Source organism: Pseudomonas pichavaramensis (assembly GCF_050473265.1).
In the GTDB taxonomy this organism is placed as follows: domain Bacteria; phylum Pseudomonadota; class Gammaproteobacteria; order Pseudomonadales; family Pseudomonadaceae; genus Aquipseudomonas.
The window spans coordinates 139,813-157,273 of record NZ_JBJKFJ010000006.1 but is presented as its reverse complement, the minus strand read 5'-3'; the positions used below and the strand labels follow the sequence as shown (position 1 = coordinate 157,273).

19 protein-coding genes are annotated in these 17,461 nt (G+C 63.3%); 14 read left to right on the top strand and 5 right to left on the bottom strand.

Features of this window, described 5'->3' with window-relative positions:
* Positions 1 to 36: 36 nt before the first annotated feature.
* Positions 37 to 729: an NUDIX hydrolase gene (locus ACJRW5_RS11980; RefSeq protein ID WP_484570728.1), complete on the bottom strand. Its 693-nt coding sequence runs from the start codon at positions 727 to 729 to the stop codon at positions 37 to 39.
* Between the two features lie 141 nt (positions 730 to 870).
* Here ACJRW5_RS11980 and ACJRW5_RS11975 point away from each other — a divergent pair, with 141 nt between their 5' ends.
* The 3 genes from ACJRW5_RS11975 to nadE are packed head-to-tail and all read left to right on the top strand — an operon-like array spanning position 871 to position 3,549.
* Positions 871 to 1,515 (top strand): nicotinamidase, encoded by a 645-nt coding sequence (locus ACJRW5_RS11975; RefSeq protein ID WP_484570727.1) that lies wholly within the window; start codon positions 871 to 873, stop codon positions 1,513 to 1,515.
* Positions 1,512 to 2,711, top strand: a complete 1,200-nt coding sequence (pncB, locus tag ACJRW5_RS11970; protein ID WP_484570726.1) for a nicotinate phosphoribosyltransferase — start codon at positions 1,512 to 1,514, stop codon at positions 2,709 to 2,711. The genes ACJRW5_RS11975 and pncB overlap by 4 nt, the downstream gene beginning before the upstream one ends.
* A 10-nt stretch (positions 2,712 to 2,721) precedes the next feature.
* On the top strand, positions 2,722 to 3,549 hold the full coding sequence (gene nadE / locus ACJRW5_RS11965; protein WP_484570725.1) for an ammonia-dependent NAD(+) synthetase: 828 nt from the start codon (positions 2,722 to 2,724) through the stop codon (positions 3,547 to 3,549).
* A gap of 160 nt (positions 3,550 to 3,709) precedes the next feature.
* On the opposite strand, the gene ACJRW5_RS11960 is transcribed toward nadE, so the two are convergent.
* Both ACJRW5_RS11960 and dcd read right to left on the bottom strand, forming a co-directional pair.
* Positions 3,710 to 3,919 carry a hypothetical protein gene (locus ACJRW5_RS11960; protein WP_484570888.1) on the bottom strand — a complete coding sequence of 70 codons (210 nt, stop codon included), beginning with the start codon at positions 3,917 to 3,919 and terminating at the stop codon, positions 3,710 to 3,712.
* A gap of 209 nt (positions 3,920 to 4,128) precedes the next feature.
* Complete coding sequence (dcd, locus tag ACJRW5_RS11955; RefSeq protein WP_296269511.1) at positions 4,129 to 4,695, bottom strand: dCTP deaminase; 567 nt, start codon at positions 4,693 to 4,695, stop codon at positions 4,129 to 4,131.
* 300 nt (positions 4,696 to 4,995) lie between these two features.
* Between dcd and ACJRW5_RS11950 the strand changes: the two genes are divergently transcribed.
* Positions 4,996 to 5,208: a cold-shock protein gene (locus ACJRW5_RS11950; RefSeq protein ID WP_037049100.1), complete on the top strand. Its 213-nt coding sequence runs from the start codon at positions 4,996 to 4,998 to the stop codon at positions 5,206 to 5,208.
* 374 nt (positions 5,209 to 5,582) lie between these two features.
* Here the strand turns inward: ACJRW5_RS11950 and apbC are convergent, their stop codons facing one another.
* On the bottom strand, positions 5,583 to 6,671 hold the full coding sequence (gene apbC, locus ACJRW5_RS11945; protein ID WP_484570724.1) for an iron-sulfur cluster carrier protein ApbC: 1,089 nt from the start codon (positions 6,669 to 6,671) through the stop codon (positions 5,583 to 5,585).
* A 160-nt stretch (positions 6,672 to 6,831) separates the two neighbouring features.
* On the opposite strand from apbC, the gene metG reads away from it, so the two are divergent.
* The 10 genes from metG (at position 6,832) to ACJRW5_RS11895 (ending at position 17,022) form a co-directional block, all read left to right on the top strand.
* Complete coding sequence (metG, locus tag ACJRW5_RS11940; RefSeq protein WP_484570723.1) at positions 6,832 to 8,868, top strand: methionine--tRNA ligase; 2,037 nt, start codon at positions 6,832 to 6,834, stop codon at positions 8,866 to 8,868.
* Between the two features lie 21 nt (positions 8,869 to 8,889).
* Positions 8,890 to 9,657, top strand: a complete 768-nt coding sequence (locus ACJRW5_RS11935) for a DUF4349 domain-containing protein (RefSeq protein WP_484570722.1) — start codon at positions 8,890 to 8,892, stop codon at positions 9,655 to 9,657.
* A 123-nt stretch (positions 9,658 to 9,780) separates the two neighbouring features.
* Complete coding sequence (gene rsxA / locus ACJRW5_RS11930) at positions 9,781 to 10,365, top strand: electron transport complex subunit RsxA (protein WP_061242958.1); 585 nt, start codon at positions 9,781 to 9,783, stop codon at positions 10,363 to 10,365.
* The gene (rsxB, locus tag ACJRW5_RS11925; RefSeq protein WP_484570721.1) at positions 10,362 to 10,937 is read left to right on the top strand and encodes an electron transport complex subunit RsxB; all 576 of its coding nucleotides are present in this window, start codon (positions 10,362 to 10,364) and stop codon (positions 10,935 to 10,937) included. Before rsxA ends, rsxB begins: the two co-directional genes overlap by 4 nt.
* The gene (gene rsxC / locus ACJRW5_RS11920) at positions 10,934 to 13,585 is read left to right on the top strand and encodes an electron transport complex subunit RsxC (protein ID WP_484570720.1); all 2,652 of its coding nucleotides are present in this window, start codon (positions 10,934 to 10,936) and stop codon (positions 13,583 to 13,585) included. The genes rsxB and rsxC overlap by 4 nt, the downstream gene beginning before the upstream one ends.
* Positions 13,586 to 13,721: 136 nt before the next feature.
* On the top strand, positions 13,722 to 14,753 hold the full coding sequence (locus ACJRW5_RS11915; protein WP_484570719.1) for an RnfABCDGE type electron transport complex subunit D: 1,032 nt from the start codon (positions 13,722 to 13,724) through the stop codon (positions 14,751 to 14,753).
* A gap of 2 nt (positions 14,754 to 14,755) precedes the next feature.
* Positions 14,756 to 15,391 (top strand): electron transport complex subunit RsxG, encoded by a 636-nt coding sequence (gene rsxG / locus ACJRW5_RS11910; protein WP_484570718.1) that lies wholly within the window; start codon positions 14,756 to 14,758, stop codon positions 15,389 to 15,391.
* Positions 15,388 to 16,095, top strand: a complete 708-nt coding sequence (locus ACJRW5_RS11905) for an electron transport complex subunit E (RefSeq protein WP_484570717.1) — start codon at positions 15,388 to 15,390, stop codon at positions 16,093 to 16,095. The genes rsxG and ACJRW5_RS11905 overlap by 4 nt, the downstream gene beginning before the upstream one ends.
* The gene (gene nth / locus ACJRW5_RS11900; RefSeq protein ID WP_484570716.1) at positions 16,092 to 16,730 is read left to right on the top strand and encodes an endonuclease III; all 639 of its coding nucleotides are present in this window, start codon (positions 16,092 to 16,094) and stop codon (positions 16,728 to 16,730) included. The genes ACJRW5_RS11905 and nth overlap by 4 nt, the downstream gene beginning before the upstream one ends.
* A gap of 112 nt (positions 16,731 to 16,842) precedes the next feature.
* On the top strand, positions 16,843 to 17,022 hold the full coding sequence (locus tag ACJRW5_RS11895; RefSeq protein WP_004423730.1) for a PA3496 family putative envelope integrity protein: 180 nt from the start codon (positions 16,843 to 16,845) through the stop codon (positions 17,020 to 17,022).
* Positions 17,023 to 17,067: 45 nt separating this feature from the next.
* On the opposite strand, the gene gloA is transcribed toward ACJRW5_RS11895, so the two are convergent.
* A complete protein-coding gene (gloA, locus tag ACJRW5_RS11890) occupies positions 17,068 to 17,460 on the bottom strand; it encodes a lactoylglutathione lyase (protein ID WP_484570715.1) in 393 nt (130 codons plus the stop codon).
* Between the last annotated feature and the right edge of the window lies 1 nt (position 17,461).

Below are 17,461 nucleotides of genomic sequence, written 5' to 3'. Positions count from 1 at the left end.
GGCGCCTATTTTTTTGCCCGCGATCAGGCAAACCCTTTACGCCAGCAGACTGCGATCAAAGATAAAGGCCTCACCCGGGCGCGGGCGATGCTCCAGCAGGTTCTGCGGCCGCCCCATTTTCGGATAGTTCTTTTCACCGGTATCACTGATCCAGCCCTGCGCCTTCATCCGCTCCAGGCGCCCTCGCAGGGTGGTGTGTTGCACCGGTTCGCCGAGGCAGGCCTGAAATGCCGCCAGTGCTTCGGTCACGGTAAAACGTGATGCCAGCAAATACAGCGGTAGCGAGCTGTATACCGATTTGCCCTGCAGGCGTTCCGCAGCCAGACGCACCAGTTGCGCATGATCGAAAGGCAACGCCTGCTGGCCGCTGACGACCGCCTGCAATTCGACGAAACGCAGGTCTTCATCCTCCGGCTCGGCATCCGCCGCCAGCAACGCCAGGTAGCAGGTACTCAGCGACCAGCCGCGCGGGTCGCGCACGCCATTGCCCACCGTCGCCACCTGCTCCAGGTAGTGCGGCCGCAGCCGCGCCTTGTCCGCCAACGCCCGCTCGGCGGCTGCATCCAGGTTGGCGTCGGCGCAACGACCATTGACCAGCACACCGGGCAAAGCCCACTGTCCCGCATAAGGCTCACGCTGACGGCGGATCAACAACACCTGCAGCGCCCCCGCCTCGCTCAGGCGCAACGCCACGATATCGACCCCGGCAAGAACCTCCACTGCACTCATCCTGTTACCTGCTCCTCCGTGTACTTATTCCATCTTGACTAATAAGGTGATTTTTTTCACTGGGAAAATCAGATAAACGCTTGACTACATATTTCATCAGATGGAATATGTAGTCACTCACACGCAGAAAGGAGGCACACCATGAAGATCGCCAGCTTCGATGTCGACGCCCAGAAAGGCTTCACTCCGCTGTGCCCCAACGAGCTGCCGGTTCCCGAGGGCGACGCCATCGTGCCGGCGCTCAACCAGCTGGCCGCCCGGGCGCAGCTGCGCATAGGCAGCAAGGATGCGCACAGCCCGCAGGCCGCCTGGGTCGTCGACAGCCACGATGAGATGCTGCGCCCCCTGCCCCTGGCCAATGCCGACCTGACCTGGGTCAGCCACTGCGTACCCGGCACACCAGGCTTCGAACTGCTCGACGGCCTGCCTGCACCGCTGGACTATGACTACTTCGTGTGGAAAGGCGTGGAACCGGACCTGCACCCTTACGGCGCCTGTTACCACGACCTGGCCGAGAAGCGCAGCACGGGCGTGATCGAGTTTCTCCGTCACAATGGCGTCGAGCGGGTCCTGGTCGGTGGCCTGGCGCTGGATTACTGCGTCAAGACCACCGCCCTGCAACTGCGCCGCGCCGGTTTCGACGTGATTGTCTATCTGCCAGCCTGCCGCGCCATCGCCGAAGAAACGGCCGTGCCAGCCTGCCGCGCGATGAACGACGCCGGTATTACCCTCGCCGCCAGCCAGCAAGAGCTGGATGCGATCCTGACTCTGGAGATCCAAGGATGAGCGACAGTATTTTCGCCGACCGTATCGTGCAGAACCTGCTCGACACCGACCTGTACAAGCTGACCATGATGCAGGCGGTGTTGCACAACTATCCAAACGCTGAGGTGGAATGGGAGTTCCGCTGCCGCAACAGTGAAGACCTGACGCCCTACCTGGCCGAGATTCGCTACCAGTTCGAGCGCCTCAGCGAACTGAGCCTGACCGTCGATCAACTCGCGTTCCTCGAGCGTATTCCATTCATCAAGCCGGATTTCATCCGTTTTCTCAGCCTGTTCCGCTTCAACCTGCGCTACGTGCACACCAGTATCGAAGACGGCCAGTTGAGCATCCGCCTGCGCGGCCCCTGGCTGCACGTGATCCTCTTCGAAGTGCCGCTGCTGGCCATCATCAGTGAAGTGCGCAACCGTTACCGCTACCGCGAAGTGCTGCTGGAGCAGGCCGCCGAACGCCTCTACGAGAAGATCGACTGGCTGCGCAGCGAGGCCAGTGATGACGAGCTGGCCGGCTTCCAGCTGGCCGACTTCGGCACCCGCCGGCGTTTTTCCTACCGTACGCAGGAACAGGCCGTGCGCATCCTCAAGCGTGATTTCCCCGGACGCTTCGTCGGCACCAGTAACCTGCACCTGGCACGCGAATTCGACCTGAAACCCATCGGCACCATGGCCCACGAATGGCTGATGGCGCACCAGCAACTCGGCCCGCGCCTGATCGACAGCCAGAGCGCCGCGCTGGACTGCTGGGTACGTGAATACCGTGGCCAGCTGGGCATCGCCCTGACCGATTGCATCACCATGGACGCCTTCCTGGCCGATTTCGATCTGTACTTCGCCAAGCTGTTCGACGGCCTGCGCCACGACTCCGGCGACCCGCTGGCCTGGGCGGAAAAAGCCATCGCCCACTACGAGACTCTCGGCATCGACCCGATGAGCAAGACCCTGGTGTTCTCCGACGGCCTCGACCTGAAGAAGTCGCTACGCCTCTACCGTGCACTTTCCGGGCGAATCCACGTAAGCTTCGGGGTCGGCACCAACCTGACCTGCGACATACCCGGCGTCGAGCCGATGAACATCGTGATCAAGATGATCGCCTGCAACGGCCAACCCGTGGCGAAGATTTCCGATACGCCCGGCAAGACCCAATGCCGCGACGAGAACTTCGTCAGCTACCTGAAACACGTCTTTCGCGTGACCCAGTGAGGACCCAGACATGAGCAACCGCCAAGCAGAAATCGCCGCCGCCCTCGACGTGGTACCGCCCTTCGCCGATGACGCGGCGTTGAACACAGAGATCGAACGGCGCAAGACCTTCATCAAGAACACCCTCAAGCAATCAGGCCTCAAGGTGCTGGTACTGGGCATCAGCGGTGGCGTCGACTCACTGACCGCCGGACGCCTGGCACAGCTGTCGGTCGAGGAGCTACGCGCGGAAACTGGCGACACGGCCTACCGCTTCATCGCCGTTCGCCTGCCGCACAACTCGCAGCACGACGAGCATGACGCCCAGGACTCGCTGAAATTCATCCGCGCCGACGAAGAAGACACCGTCAACATCGCCAGCGCTGTCAGCGGCCTCGGCGAGCAGGTCACCCACCTGCAGAAGCTCACCGACGCCCGTCGCGACTTCGTGGTCGGCAACGTCAAGGCGCGTATTCGCATGGTCGCCCAGTTCGCCATCGCCAACGCCAACAACGGCCTGGTGATCGGCACCGACCACGCCGCCGAAGCGGTCATGGGCTTCTTCACCAAGTTCGGTGACGGCGCCTGCGACCTCGCTCCGCTGTCCGGCCTGGTCAAAAAACAGGTACGCGCCATCGCGGCTCACCTCGGCGCGCCGCAGCACCTGGTGATGAAAACCCCGACTGCCGACCTAGAAGAACTGCGCCCAGGCAAGCCGGATGAAGAAGCCCACGGCGTCTCCTATGCCGAGATCGACGCGTTCCTGCATGGTGAGAAAGTCAGCGACGAGGCTTATGCCACCATCGTGCGCACCTATGACAACACCCGCCACAAACGCGAACTGCCGCTGGTGCCATGAACACAACGCGCGATGACTGACGCCACTCCATGTAAAGGCGGCGCTCTGCGGTAAACCCGCATGGCGCCGCTTCGAAAAGCTTCGCCCTGGTACCAGGCGCCTGGAAAAGCTGTTTTGGCTGATTAGCGCCAGGGCAACGGCCGTTTTAACGCGGCTTCCGTCAATACGCCCCGATGATGCGTTCAGCGGGCGCAGCGCAGCGTTCGGACACCTCGCGCGGGCGACACTGAGCCACCGGAGCCGGTGGCGGTTGATCCGGTAATGTCGGCTCGCCGGGTTCTTGCGGTGGCACAGGCTTGCCTGGTTGGTCCGGAATATCGGGCTCAGGCTGACCGGGAATACCGCCGGCATTGAGGTCGAGCAAAGGCATGAGTCGTTCTCCTGAACGTGGGCTGTAATGGATCGGAGCCCCGCGCCGGAAGTAAATTCAGCCTATCCGACCAAGCGCTAGCACACCCCAAAACGCCGGACGCGTTTCTTGTACGCCGCATAGCGATGGCCCGCAGGTTGCCCGCCTGGGATGGCAGACCACAAAAAAGCCGGGGCAATCCCCGGCTTCTTGGCAACAGATATCGGCGCTCAAGCCTTGGGCAGCGTCACGCCTCTCTGCCCCTGGTATTTGCCGCCACGGTCGCGGTACGAGACCTCACAGGCCTCGTCGGACTGCAGGAACAGCATCTGCGCCACACCTTCGTTGGCGTAGATCTTCGCCGGCAGGTTGGTGGTGTTGGAGAATTCCAGGGTCACATGACCTTCCCATTCCGGCTCCAGCGGCGTGACGTTGACGATGATGCCGCAGCGCGCGTAGGTGCTCTTGCCCAGGCAGATGGTCAGCACGTCACGCGGGATACGGAAATACTCGACAGTACGCGCCAAGGCAAAAGAGTTCGGCGGGATGATGCAGACATCACTCTTGATGTCGACGAAGCTCTTCTCGTCGAAGTTCTTCGGGTCAACCACGGCGGAGTGAATATTGGTGAACACCTTGAATTCATCTGCGCAGCGTACGTCGTAGCCGTAACTGGACACGCCGTAGGAGATCACACGGCTGGCGTCGGCACCGCGCACCTGGCGCTCGACGAACGGCTCGATCATGCCGTGTTCCTGGGCCATGCGGCGAATCCACTTGTCCGATTTGATGCTCATGGCGAAGGGTCCTGAGTGGGCGGTTACAGAAAAGTGAGCGCATCTTACCGATGCGCGCGCCATGCATCAAAGATTGCCCGCCCGGCGCTGGGTCATTATTTGCAAAAAAAGCTGCATCGACTATTCGCACTTGTCGATAAAAACACGTATGGTGTGCCCACTGTGCTGCATGTGTCACCGCGAATCGCTACTAGATGCCTAGATTTCGATCCAAACATCGTCCGACTCCTAGTACTCGTTGCACTCAGTCCCGGCCTGGGCTTTTCCAGGGCTGCTATTACTTTTGTTAGGAGACATCACATGTCCAATCGTCAGACTGGCACCGTTAAGTGGTTCAACGATGAGAAAGGCTACGGCTTCATCACCCCGCAATCCGGTGACGACCTCTTCGTACACTTCAAAGCCATCCAGGCCGACGGCTTCAAAACCCTGAAAGAAGGCCAGCAGGTCTCTTTCGTGGCTACCCGTGGCCAGAAAGGCATGCAAGCTGAAGAAGTTCAGATCGTTGGTTGATCTGCGCTTTTAAGATGCTGAAAAAGCCCCGCCTAGTGCGGGGCTTTTTTGTGCCTGTTTGTACGCCCTGTAGGAGCGGATTTATCCGCGATGCTGTCGCAAACGCCCGCGCGGCAATCCCGGATTGCATCCGGCTACGTGCCGGCGCTGACTGTGGGAGGCGCTTTAGCGGCGAGCTCTTATCGCGGCTGAAGCGGAATGCCGCCCAGCCGCTCCTACAAAAACAGCAGCCTAAGGTGCCGGGGCGCAGCGAGGCCCATCAATCCGTGGCAGCAGGCCAGCACCCCAAGCGCCGGCACTACCCTCTCCCGCCCTTCGGGCACCCTTTCCCATGAATGGGAGAGGGTCAGCAGATGGCCGCTGCGCAGCCGCTCTCAATCATCGCTGATTTCGATACTCGGCATGGCCGGCTTGCCGGCCTGGGCGATACGCGCACCGACCTTGCGCGCCAGATCCTGGTAGATCATGGCGATCTGACTCTCAGGGTCGGCAATGGTGGTCGGCTTGCCATCGTCGGCCTGCATGCGGATGGCCATCGACAGCGGCAGCGACGCCAGCAGCTCGACGCCGTACTGCGCGGCCAGCTTCTCGCCGCCGCCCTCGCCGAACAAATGCTCGGCATGGCCGCAGTTGGAGCAAATGTGCACGGCCATATTCTCCACCACTCCGAGCACCGGAATGTGCACCTTGCGGAACATCTCCACGCCCTTCCTGGCGTCGAGCAGTGCCAGGTCCTGCGGTGTGGTGACGATCACGCTGCCGGCCACCGGCACCTTCTGCGCCAGGGTCAGCTGGATGTCGCCAGTGCCCGGCGGCATGTCCACCACCAGATAATCGAGATCATTCCAGGCGGTCTGGGTGATCAATTGCAGCAGCGCGCCGCTGACCATCGGCCCGCGCCAGACCATCGGCGTGTTGTCGTCGGTGAGAAAGGCCATGGACATCACCTGCACGCCATGCGCCTCGAGCGGCACGAACCATTTCTGATCCTTGACCAGCGGCCGCGTGCCCTCGGCGATGCCGAACATGATGCCCTGGCTCGGGCCGTAGATATCGGCGTCGAGAATGCCCACCCGCGCGCCTTCGCGGGCCAGGGCCAGGGCCAGGTTGGCTGCGGTGGTGGACTTGCCCACACCACCCTTGCCCGAAGCGACCGCGATCACGTTCTTCACGCCTTGCAGCGCTGGCACCTGCGCCTGGCCCTGATGCGAATCGATCACACACTCGACCTGCACGCTAGCGCTGTCGACGCCGTTCAGGTTCTCCAGTGCCATCTGCAGCATCTGCGCCCAGCCGTTCTTGAACAGACCAGCGGCGTAACCGAGTTCCAGGCGCACGACGACGCGCGCACCCTGGATGTCGACCTCACGCAGACACCCGGCGCTGACCGGGTCCTGATCGAGATGGGGGTCAGTGAACTGACGCAGACAGGCTTCGACCGCTTCGCGGGTGACGGCGCTCATGCAAAACTCCAGAAGGCAGGCAGAAAAATCAGGCGACCATCATACCAGCAGCACTCCCGTGCAATGCAGCACGCGCTTTTCCCTGCCGCAGGTAGCTTGAAGCTTGTCGCTTCCCTTATAGTTGTCGACTTCCCTCGTTTTACCAGTGCAGCCGATCACCATGACCGAAGCCCGCAAGATTCTCGTTACCAGCGCCCTCCCCTACGCCAACGGCTCGATCCACCTCGGCCACATGCTCGAGTACGTGCAGACCGACATGTGGGTGCGCTACCAGAAGCTGCGCGGCAACCAGGCCATCTACGTCTGCGCCGACGACGCCCACGGCTCGGCCATCATGCTGCGCGCCGAGAAAGAAGGCATCACGCCCGAACAACTGATCGACGGCGTGCGCGCCGAACACATGGCCGACTTCGCCGACTTCGGCGTGAATTTCGACAACTACCATTCGACTCACTCCGAGGAGAACCGCGAGCTGTCGTCCTCGATCTACCTGGCGTTGCGCGACAAGGGCCATATCGCCACCCGCGCCGTAACCCAGTACTTCGACCCCGAGAAGGGCATGTTCCTCGCCGACCGCTTCATCAAGGGCACCTGCCCGAAATGCGGCACCGAGGACCAGTACGGCGACAACTGCGAAAAATGCGGCGCCACCTACTCGCCGACCGAGCTGAAGAACCCTCGCTCGGCCATCTCCGGGGCCGTGCCGGTACTCAAGGAGTCGCAGCACTTCTTCTTCAAGCTGCCGGACTTCGAGGCCATGCTCAAGCAGTGGACCCGCTCCGGCGCGCTGCAGGAGGCCGTGGCCAACAAGATCGCCGAGTGGCTCGACGGTGGCCTGCAGGAGTGGGACATCAGCCGCGACGCGCCCTACTTCGGCTTCGAGATTCCCGATGAGCCGGGCAAGTACTTCTACGTCTGGCTGGATGCGCCGATCGGCTATATGGCCAGCTTCAAGAACCTCTGCAGCAAACGCCCGGAGCTGGACTTCGATGCGTTCTGGGGCAAGGATTCGACCACCGAGCTATACCACTTCATCGGCAAGGACATCGTCAACTTCCACGCCCTGTTCTGGCCAGCCATGCTCGAAGGTGCCGGTTACCGCAAGCCGACCGCGGTGAACGTGCACGGCTATCTGACCGTCAACGGGCAGAAGATGTCCAAGTCGCGCGGCACCTTCATCAAGGCGCGCACCTATCTGGACCACCTGAACCCGGAATACCTGCGCTATTACTACGCCAGCAAGCTGGGCCGTGGGGTGGACGATCTGGACCTGAACCTCGAAGACTTCGTGCAGAAGGTCAACTCCGACCTGGTCGGCAAGGTGGTCAATATCGCCAGCCGCTGCGCCGGTTTCATCCACAAGGGTAACAATGGCCTGCTGGTCGCCGCCGACCCCGAGCCGGAATTGTGGAACGCCTTCCGCGCCGCCGCGCCGAGCATTGCCGAAGCCTACGAGGCGCGTGATTTCTCTCGCGCCATGCGCGAAATCATGGCTTTGGCCGACCGCGCCAACGCCTGGATCGCCGACAAGGCACCCTGGGCGCTGAACAAGGTGGAGGGCAAACAGGCCGAGGTGCAGGAAATCTGCGCGCTGGGCATCAACCTGTTCCGCCAGTTGGTGATCATGCTCAAGCCGGTGCTGCCGAAACTGGCCGCCGACGCCGAGGCCTTCCTCAACGTCGCCCCGCAAACCTGGGCCGACCTGGCACTGCCGCTGGCCAACCACCAGTTGAACCCGTTCAACCCGCTGCTGACCCGTATCGAACAACCGAAGATCGAAGCCATGATCGAAGCCTCCAAGGAAGACCTCGCTGCCGAAGCGGCCAAACCACAGGGTAACGGCGAACTGGCCAAGGACCCGCTGGCGGCCGAGATCAACTTCGATGCCTTCGCCGCCGTCGACCTGCGTATTGCGCTGATCGAGAAATGCGAGTTCGTCGAAGGCGCCGACAAGCTGCTGCGCCTGTCGCTGGATATCGGCGACGAGAAGCGCAACGTGCTCTCCGGCATCAAGTCCGCCTACCCGGACCCGAGCAAGCTGGAAGGCCGCCTGACCCTGTACGTCGCCAACCTGGCGCCGCGCAAGATGAAGTTCGGCATCAGCGAAGGCATGGTCCTGGCGGCCGGCCCAGGCGGCGAAGAGATCTACCTGCTCAGCCCGGACAGCGGCGCCAAGCCGGGTCAGCGCGTCAAGTAAGGCACAGGCCAGGAGGCATTGATGAAACCATGGATGGTGACCGCGCTTGCTCTCATCCTGACGGGTTGCTCCGACCCGTCAGGCACGCCGGGCGGTGGCGCGCTACAAGGTGAGCGCAACAAGGCCGACAGTTACCTGGCCTATGAACACCATGTCGGCATCGAAATATCGTCCGAACGCATCGGCGAGCGCATCGCCGCGACGCGTGAGGCCTGCCTGAGCGAACGCTTCGGCGCCTGCAGCCTGATCGCCGCGCAGCAGAGCACCGGCCGCAACCCACGCGGTGAGTTGACCCTGCGCATCGTCCCTGATGGCGTCGAAGCCCTCACCGGGCTTGCCAGCGAAGGGGGCGAACTGATCAGCCGCACCACCCGCGCCGAAGACCTGGCCCAGGCCGTTGCCGACAATCGTCGCCAACACGAACAACTGCTGCGCCAGCAACAGACCCTGCAGCAGTTCGAGAAACGTGACGACCTGGCCGTTACCGACCTGCTCACCCTGGCTCGCGAACAGGCTGCGCTGGAAGTGCAATTGCAGGCCATCGCTCAGGAAGCCGCACAGCAGCAATACCGTCTCAGCACCAACCTGCTGACCCTCAACTTCAGCAGCCCCTACGAAAGCTCGGCACTCGGCCGTATCGGCGACGCTTTTTCGCGCCTGAGCGACAACCTCGCCGAGGGCACCGTCAATGTCATCGAGTTCGTCGGTTACAGCCTGCCCTTCCTGATCGTGCTGTTCCCTGTGGCTCTTGGTCTGCGCAAACTCTGGCGACGCCTCACCCGTCACTGAACCCGCTGTGACGAAAGGTCGCCAAATACAGGCGATTCGCCGCATCCGGCTTGTATGGCTAGGGCTGCTTCCCGATAATAGGCGCCCTTTTCCTAAGGCCTTTGCGCATTCGACGGCAACCCGATGACCGAACTCGTCCTGATCATGGTCAGCGCCATCCTGGTCAACAACTTCGTGCTGGTGCAATTCCTCGGCCTGTGCCCGTTCATGGGCGTGTCGAAGAAAATCGAAACCGCCATTGGCCTGTCGCTGGCCACCACCTTCGTACTGACCCTGGCGGCCATGTGCAGCTACCTGGTGCAGCAGTACGTGCTCAAACCGCTGGACCTCGAGTTCCTGCGCACCATCAGCTTCATTCTGGTGATCGCGGTGACCGTGCAGTTCACCGAGATGGTGGTGAACAAGACCAGCCCCTTGCTGTACCGCGTGCTGGGCATCTTCCTGCCGCTGATCACCACCAACTGCATCGTCCTCGGCGTCGCCCTGCTCAACGCCAACAAGGCCGAATTCACCTTCATCACCGCCACCGTCAACGGCTTCGCCGCCGGCCTGGGCTTCTCCCTGGTGCTGGTGTTGTTCGCCGCCATGCGTGAGCGCATCGCCATTGCCGACGTGCCCAAGTCGTTCCAGGGCGCGGCCATCGGCATGATCACCGCCGGCCTGATGTCGCTGGCCTTCATGGGCTTCTCCGGGCTGATCAAGCTATGAGTCTGGTCCTGGTCGCCATTGTTGCCCTGCTCGCGCTGTGCCTGATCGCCGGCGCCATCCTCGGTTTCGCCGCCGTGCGCTTTCGCGTCGAGGGCGACCCCATCGCCGAGCAGATCAACGCCCTGCTGCCGCAGACTCAGTGCGGCCAGTGCGGCTATCCCGGCTGCAAACCCTACGCCGAGGCCATTGCCGGCGGCGACAAGATCAACAAGTGCCCGCCCGGTGGCGAGGCGACCATCGCCGCCCTGGCCGACCTGCTGGATGTCGAGGCCGAGCCGCTTGACGCGGTGGAAGGCGAGAAGCCGCAGATGGTCGCCTTCATCCGCGAAGCGGAATGCATCGGCTGCACCAAATGCATCCAGGCCTGCCCGGTGGACGCCATCGTCGGCGCCGCGCGGCAGATGCACACGGTGATCGCCAGCGAATGCACGGGCTGCGACCTGTGCGTCGAACCCTGCCCAGTGGACTGCATCGACATGCTCGAAGTCGGCAGTACAGTGCAGAGCTGGAAATGGGACAAGCCGCTGGCGCCCGGCCAGCTGATCGCCAGTGACCGGGAGCAGGCTGCATGAGCGCCGCATTGCAAGACGCGATCAAGATCTGGGACATTCCCGGCGGCATTCACCCGGCCGAGCACAAGGACCTGTCCAACCGCACGCCGATCCAGCAGGCCCCGCTGCCCAAGCGCCTGGTATTGCCGCTCGGCCAACATATCGGCGCCGCCGCCGAGCCCTGCGTGGCCGTCGGCCAGCGCGTGCGCAAGGGTGAGAAGATCGCCGAAGCCAACGGCTTCGTCAGCGTGCCGCTGCACGCGCCGACCTCCGGCCGCATCGCCAGCATCGGCGAGCAGCCCTACCCGCACGCCTCCGGCATGCTGGCGCCGGCCATCGTTATCGACAGCGATGGCCTGGATGAATGGATCGAGCTGAGTCCGCCGGCCGACTACCGCAGCCTGGAGCCCGCCGCGCTGCTGACGCTGATCCGCGACGCCGGCATCAACGGCCTCGGTGGCGCCGGCTTCCCCACCGCGGTCAAGCTCACCGCGCGGCCGACGCAGAAGATTCACACGCTGATCATCAACGGCACCGAATGCGAGCCGTACATCACCGCCGATGACCTGCTGATGCGCGAGCGCGCCAGCGAGCTGGTCGCCGGTATCGAGGTGCTGGCGCAGCTGATCCAGCCGCAGCAGGTGCTGATCGGCATAGAGGACAACAAGCCTGAAGCCATCGCCGCCGTACAAGTCGCCTGCGCCGGGCATGATTTTCAGGTGCGGGTGTTCCCCACCAAGTACCCGTCCGGTGGCGAAAAACAGCTGATCCAGATTCTCACCGGCGTCGAAGTGCCCAGCGGCGGCCTGCCGGCGGATATCGGCATCCTCTGCCAGAACGTCGGCACCTGCGTCGCCATCCACGACGCAGTGCTACTGGGCAAACCGCTGATCTCACGCATCACCACGCTCACCGGCGAAGCCCTGGCGCACCCGGGTAACGTTGAGGCGCTGATCGGTACGCCCGTGGGCGAACTGCTGCAGTTCGCCGGGCTGGACAGCGGCAAACTCAATCGCCTGATCATGGGCGGACCGATGATGGGCTTCACCCTGCCCAGCCTCGAGGTGCCGCTGATCAAGACCAGCAACTGCCTGCTCGCCAGCTCCGTCGAGGAATTGCCGGCACCGCCACCGGCCATGCCCTGCATCCGCTGCGGTGAGTGCGCCGAAGCCTGCCCGGCCAGCCTGCTGCCGCAGCAGCTGCACTTCTTCGCCCTCGGCCAGGAACACGAGCAGCTCAAAGCGCACAACCTGTTCGACTGCATCGAGTGCGGTGCCTGCGCCTACGTCTGCCCGTCGAGCATCCCCCTGGTGCAGTACTACCGCGTGGCCAAGGCGGAAATCCGCGAGCTGGAGCAGAAGCAGCTCAAGGCTGAACACTCCAAGCAGCGCTTCGAACAACGCCAGGAACGCCTGCGCCGCGCTGAGGAGCAGAAGGAAGCCGAACGCAAGGCCCGCGCCGAGAAAGCCGCGCGCGCCAAGGCCGCGCAAGCCGAAGCGCCGGTGGCCGCAGTCGCCTCACCCGCCGATGAAGCGCTGAAGAAACTCAAGATCGAAGCCAGCATGGCCCAGGTCGCGCTGAAGAAGGCGGAGAAACAACTGGCCGCCCACGACACCGCCGAGCTGCAGACGCAAGTCGCCGAGCTACGCAGTGCCGCCGAAACCGCGCAAAAAGCGCTGGCCGACGCTCAGGCCGCAGCCCCCGCGCCAGCACCGAAACCGGCCGGCGACGAGGCGCTGAAAAAGGCCAAGATCGAAACCGCCATGCTCAAGGCCCAGCTGCGCAAGCTGGAGAAAATCGACAGCCCGGACGACTTGCAACAAGCCGAAATCGTCCGCGTGCGCCAACAACTGGAAGCTGCCGAGAAAGCTCTGGCCGAGCTGGATAGCCAGAAGCCCGCAGCGCCAGCCAAACCCGCCGGTGACGATGCGCTGAAAAAAGCCAAGATCGAAACGGCCATGCTCAAGGCCCAACTGCGTAAGCTGGAGAAAATCGAAGCCCCGGACGACGAGCAGCAGGCCGAAATCGCCCGCGTGCGCCAGCAACTGGAGGTCGCCGAAAAAGCCCTCGCTGAGCTGGACAGCCCGAAGCCCGCAGCAGCCGCCAAACCGGCCGGTGACGATGCGCTGAAAAAGGCCAAGATCGAAGCGGCCATGCTCAAGGCCCAGCTGCGCAAGCTGGAGAAAATCGAAGCCCCGGACGACGAGCAGCAGGCCGAAATCGCCTGCGTGCGCCAGCAACTGGAGGCCGCCGAAAAAGCCCTCGCTGAGCTGGACAGTCCAAAGCCCGCAACAGCCGCCAAGCCGGCCAACGACGATGCGCTGAAAAAGGCCAAGATCGAGTTGGCGATGAAACGCGCCGAGCTGAAGAAAGCCGAGAAGGCCGGCAGTGACGAAAGCGCGCTGCAAGCATTGCGCGACGCCCTGGCCGCCGCCGAACAGGCGCTGCATGCCGCCGAGGAGAACTCGGACAAACCGGCGCCGCAGTTGGTACGCACCGAGCGTCCCGGTGTGGATGCCGAGCAAAAGGCGCTGAAAACCGAAGTGGCCTTCGCCCGCGCCGATCTGCGCAAGCTGGAGCGTGACGAAAGCGCCGCCGCCGAGGCCCTGGAACACGCACGTAACCGCCTGGCCGAGGCCGAACGCAAGCTGGCCGAATACCAGGCGTAACGATCGCCCCGGATTGCATCCGGGCTACATGACAACAGCCCAGAGCACCCGGGCAACACAGACAACCGTAGCCCGGATGCAATCCGGGGAATGAACACCCACTGCGCTCGACACCAACGCAGTAACAGGAGCACCGATGGCCCTGCCCCGCATCACATCGCCCCACGCCAAGGGCAGCAATCGCACCCAGCAGGTCATGCTGCAGGTGCTGCTGGCCACCGTGCCGGGCATTTTCGCCCTGACCTGGCTATTCGGCATCGGCACCCTGTTCAACCTGGTCTGGGCCAGCCTCTGCGCCCTGGGCTTCGAAGCCGCACTGCTGGCCGCACGCAAGCGCCCGCTGGCGTTCTTCCTCAAGGACTACAGCGCCCTGGTCACCGCCGTGCTGCTGGCCCTGGCCCTGCCGCCCTACTCGCCCTGGTGGCTGACACTGGTCGCCTGCGGCTTCGCCATCGGTTTCGGCAAGCAGCTTTATGGCGGCCTCGGGCAGAACCCGTTCAACCCGGCCATGGTCGGCTACGTGGTGGTGCTGGTCTCCTTCCCGGTCGACATGACCAGCTGGCCGGCGCCACACAGCATCAGCGCGCTGGACGGCATCAAGCACATCCTCGGTATCGCCAATCTCCCCGACGGCTGGGCGCAGGCCACCGCACTGGACGCACTGAAGGTCAACAAGAGCCTGACCATCGACGAGCTGTACGCCAGCAACCAGGCCTTCGGCCGCTTTGGCGGCGCCGGCAGCGAGGCGGTCAACCTGGCGTTCCTGGCTGGCGGCCTGTACCTGCTGCATAAACGTCTGTTCACCTGGCATGCGCCGGTGGGCATGCTCGCCGCGCTGTTCGTCATGAGCCTGCTGTTCTGGAACGGCAGCGGCTCGGACTCCAACGGCTCGCCGCTGTTCCACCTGCTCACCGGCGCGACCATGCTCGGCGCCTTCTTCATCGTCACCGACCCGGTATCCGGCGCCACCAGCAATCGTGGGCGTCTGGTGTTCGGCATCGGCGTCGGCGTGCTGGTCTACGTGATCCGCACCTGGGGCGGCTACCCGGATGCGGTGGCCTTCGCCGTGCTGCTGATGAACCTGGCGGCACCGACCATCGACTACTACACGCGGCCACGCAGCTACGGCCACCGCAAGCCCAACAGCGGCTTCAAGCTGGGAGAATGAGCATGCTGCCGGAAATCAGCCGCTCGATGCTGAAGAACGCCCTGGTGCTCGGCCTGTTCGCCATCGGCACCGTCGGCAGCGTCGCCCTGCTCCAGCAAGGCACCGCCGAGCGTATCGCCAATGCCGAGCGCGACGCCCAGGTGCGCGCCCTGGCCGAGATACTGCCGGCCGGCAGCTACGACAATCACCTGCTGGATAACCGCATCGAGCTGAACGCCGCCGAACTGGGCCACCGCAGTCCGCAGTCGGCCTACCTGGCGCTCAAGAATGGCCAGCCCAATGCGCTGATCCTGCCAGTCACCGCGCCGGACGGCTACAGCGGCGCCATCCACCTGCTAGTAGGCATCTACGCCGATGGCCGTCTGGCTGGCGTGCGTGTGCTCAGCCACAAGGAAACCCCGGGCCTGGGCGACAAGATCGAGCTGGCCAAGAGCGACTGGATACTGGGTTTTGCCGGGAAATCCCTGAGCGAGCCCAGCGAAGAGCGCTGGGCGGTGAAGAAGGATCGCGGCGACTTCGACCAGTTCGCCGGCGCCACCATCACCCCACGCGCGGTGGTCAAGGCCGTGCACGGCGCCCTGCGCTACTTCGCCAGCCATCGCGCCCAACTGCTGGGCCTGACGGAGGATGAACAATGACCAGTTACCGCGAGATCAGCCTCAACGGCCTGTGGAAGAACAACCCGGCGCTGGTGCAACTGCTCGGCCTCTGCCCGCTGCTGGGGGTGAGCAATTCCACGGTCAACGCCCTGGGTCTGGCCCTGGCCAGCGCCGTGGTGCTGATCTGTTCCAACACCGCCGTGTCGCTGGTGCGTGGCGTGGTCAACACCGCCGTGCGCCTGCCGGCCTTCGTCATGATCATCGCCGCGCTGACCACCTGCATCGAGCTATTGATGCAGGCCTACACCTACGAGCTGTACCAGATCCTCGGCATCTTCATCCCGTTGATCACCACCAACTGCGTGATTCTCGGCCGCGCCGACGGTTTCGCCGCCAAGCACGACCCGGCCCGCGCCGCCTATGACGGCCTGATGATGGGCCTGGGTTTCGGCGTGGTGCTGGTGTTGATCGGCGCCATCCGCGAGCTGCTTGGCACAGGCGCCTTGTTCGCCAACATGCACCTGCTGTTCGGCCCGATTGCCGCCGACTGGAAGCTGACCCTGGTGCAGGACTACCGCGGCTTCTTGCTGGCCATCCTGCCGCCCGGCGCCTTCATCGTGCTCGGCCTGCTGATCGCCGGCAAGAACCGCATCGACCAGATCGCCGCCGAGCGAGCCAAGGCCGCCGCGCCCGAAGCGCCGACACAGAGCCGTCGCGTGCGCGTGACCGGAGTCATCGAATGAACGCCGCCAAACGCCTGGAAATCTTCCGTCGCCTGCACGAGGACGACCCCGAGCCCAAGACCGAGCTGGCCTACAGCACACCCTTCGAGCTGCTGGTGGCGGTGACGCTGTCGGCCCAGGCCACCGACGTGAGCGTCAACAAGGCCACCGCCAAACTGTTCCCGGTGGCCAATACGCCAGAGGCGATCTACGCCCTCGGCGTCGAAGGCCTGTCCGAGTACATCAAGACCATCGGCCTGTACAACAGCAAGGCGAAGAACGTCATCGAGGCCTGCCGCCTGCTTATCGAGAAACACGGCAGCCAGGTGCCGGACAACCGCGAGGATCTCGAAGCCCTGCCCGGCGTCGGTCGCAAGACCGCCAACGTGGTGCTCAATACCGCTTTCCGACAACTGGCCATGGCGGTCGACACGCACATTTTCCGCGTCAGCAATCGCACCGGCATCGCTCCGGGCAAGAACGTGATCGAGGTGGAGAAGAAGCTACTCAAGTTCGTGCCCAAGGATTATCTGCTCGACGCCCACCACTGGCTGATCCTCCACGGGCGCTACGTCTGCACCGCGCGCAAACCGCGCTGTGGCGCCTGCCGCATCGAAGACCTGTGCGAGTACAAGGCGAAAACATCCGACGATTGATCGACCATAGAATCCGGCGATCTTCTGATTGAAAAAATCTTTTTTACCCGCTCAATTTTTGCCGCTATAAGGTGCGCAAATGGCCCCTGGTAATGGGCCTGGAGTGGAATAGATGAGCACAGACAAAGAAGATCTCGAACTGGATGAAGACTTTGTCGCGGACGATGCCGACGATGCCGAGCCTGCGGTGGAAGTTGCCAAGACCAACCTGACCAAACGCCGCATTATCGACAACTTCCTCGAAGAGCGTCGCCTGCACAAACAGCTGGCCGAATACGACTTCGATATCTGAGGTCCGAACGCACAAGAAAAGCCCGGTTTGCCGGGCTTTTCTTTGTCAGTCGCGACGCGAGGGCGAGAGCAGCTCGATCTTGTAGCCGTCCGGGTCCTCGACGAAGGCCAGGATGCTCGTGCCATGCTTCATCGGCCCCGGCTCGCGGGTGATCTTGCCGCCGCGGTTGCGAATGTCTTCGCAGGCCTTGTAAACGTCGGCCACCTCCAGGGCGATGTGGCCATAGCCGTTACCCAGCTCGTAGCTGTCGACGCCCCAGTTGTGGGTCAGCTCGATCACGCTGTTGTGCGCCTCATCGCCATAGCCGACGAATGCCAGGGTGAACTGGCCTTCCGGGTAGTCCTTGCGGCGCAGCAGAGTCATGCCCAGCACTTCAGTGTAGAAGGCGATGGACTTGTCCAGATTGCCGACACGCAGCATGGTATGCAGCAGTCTCATG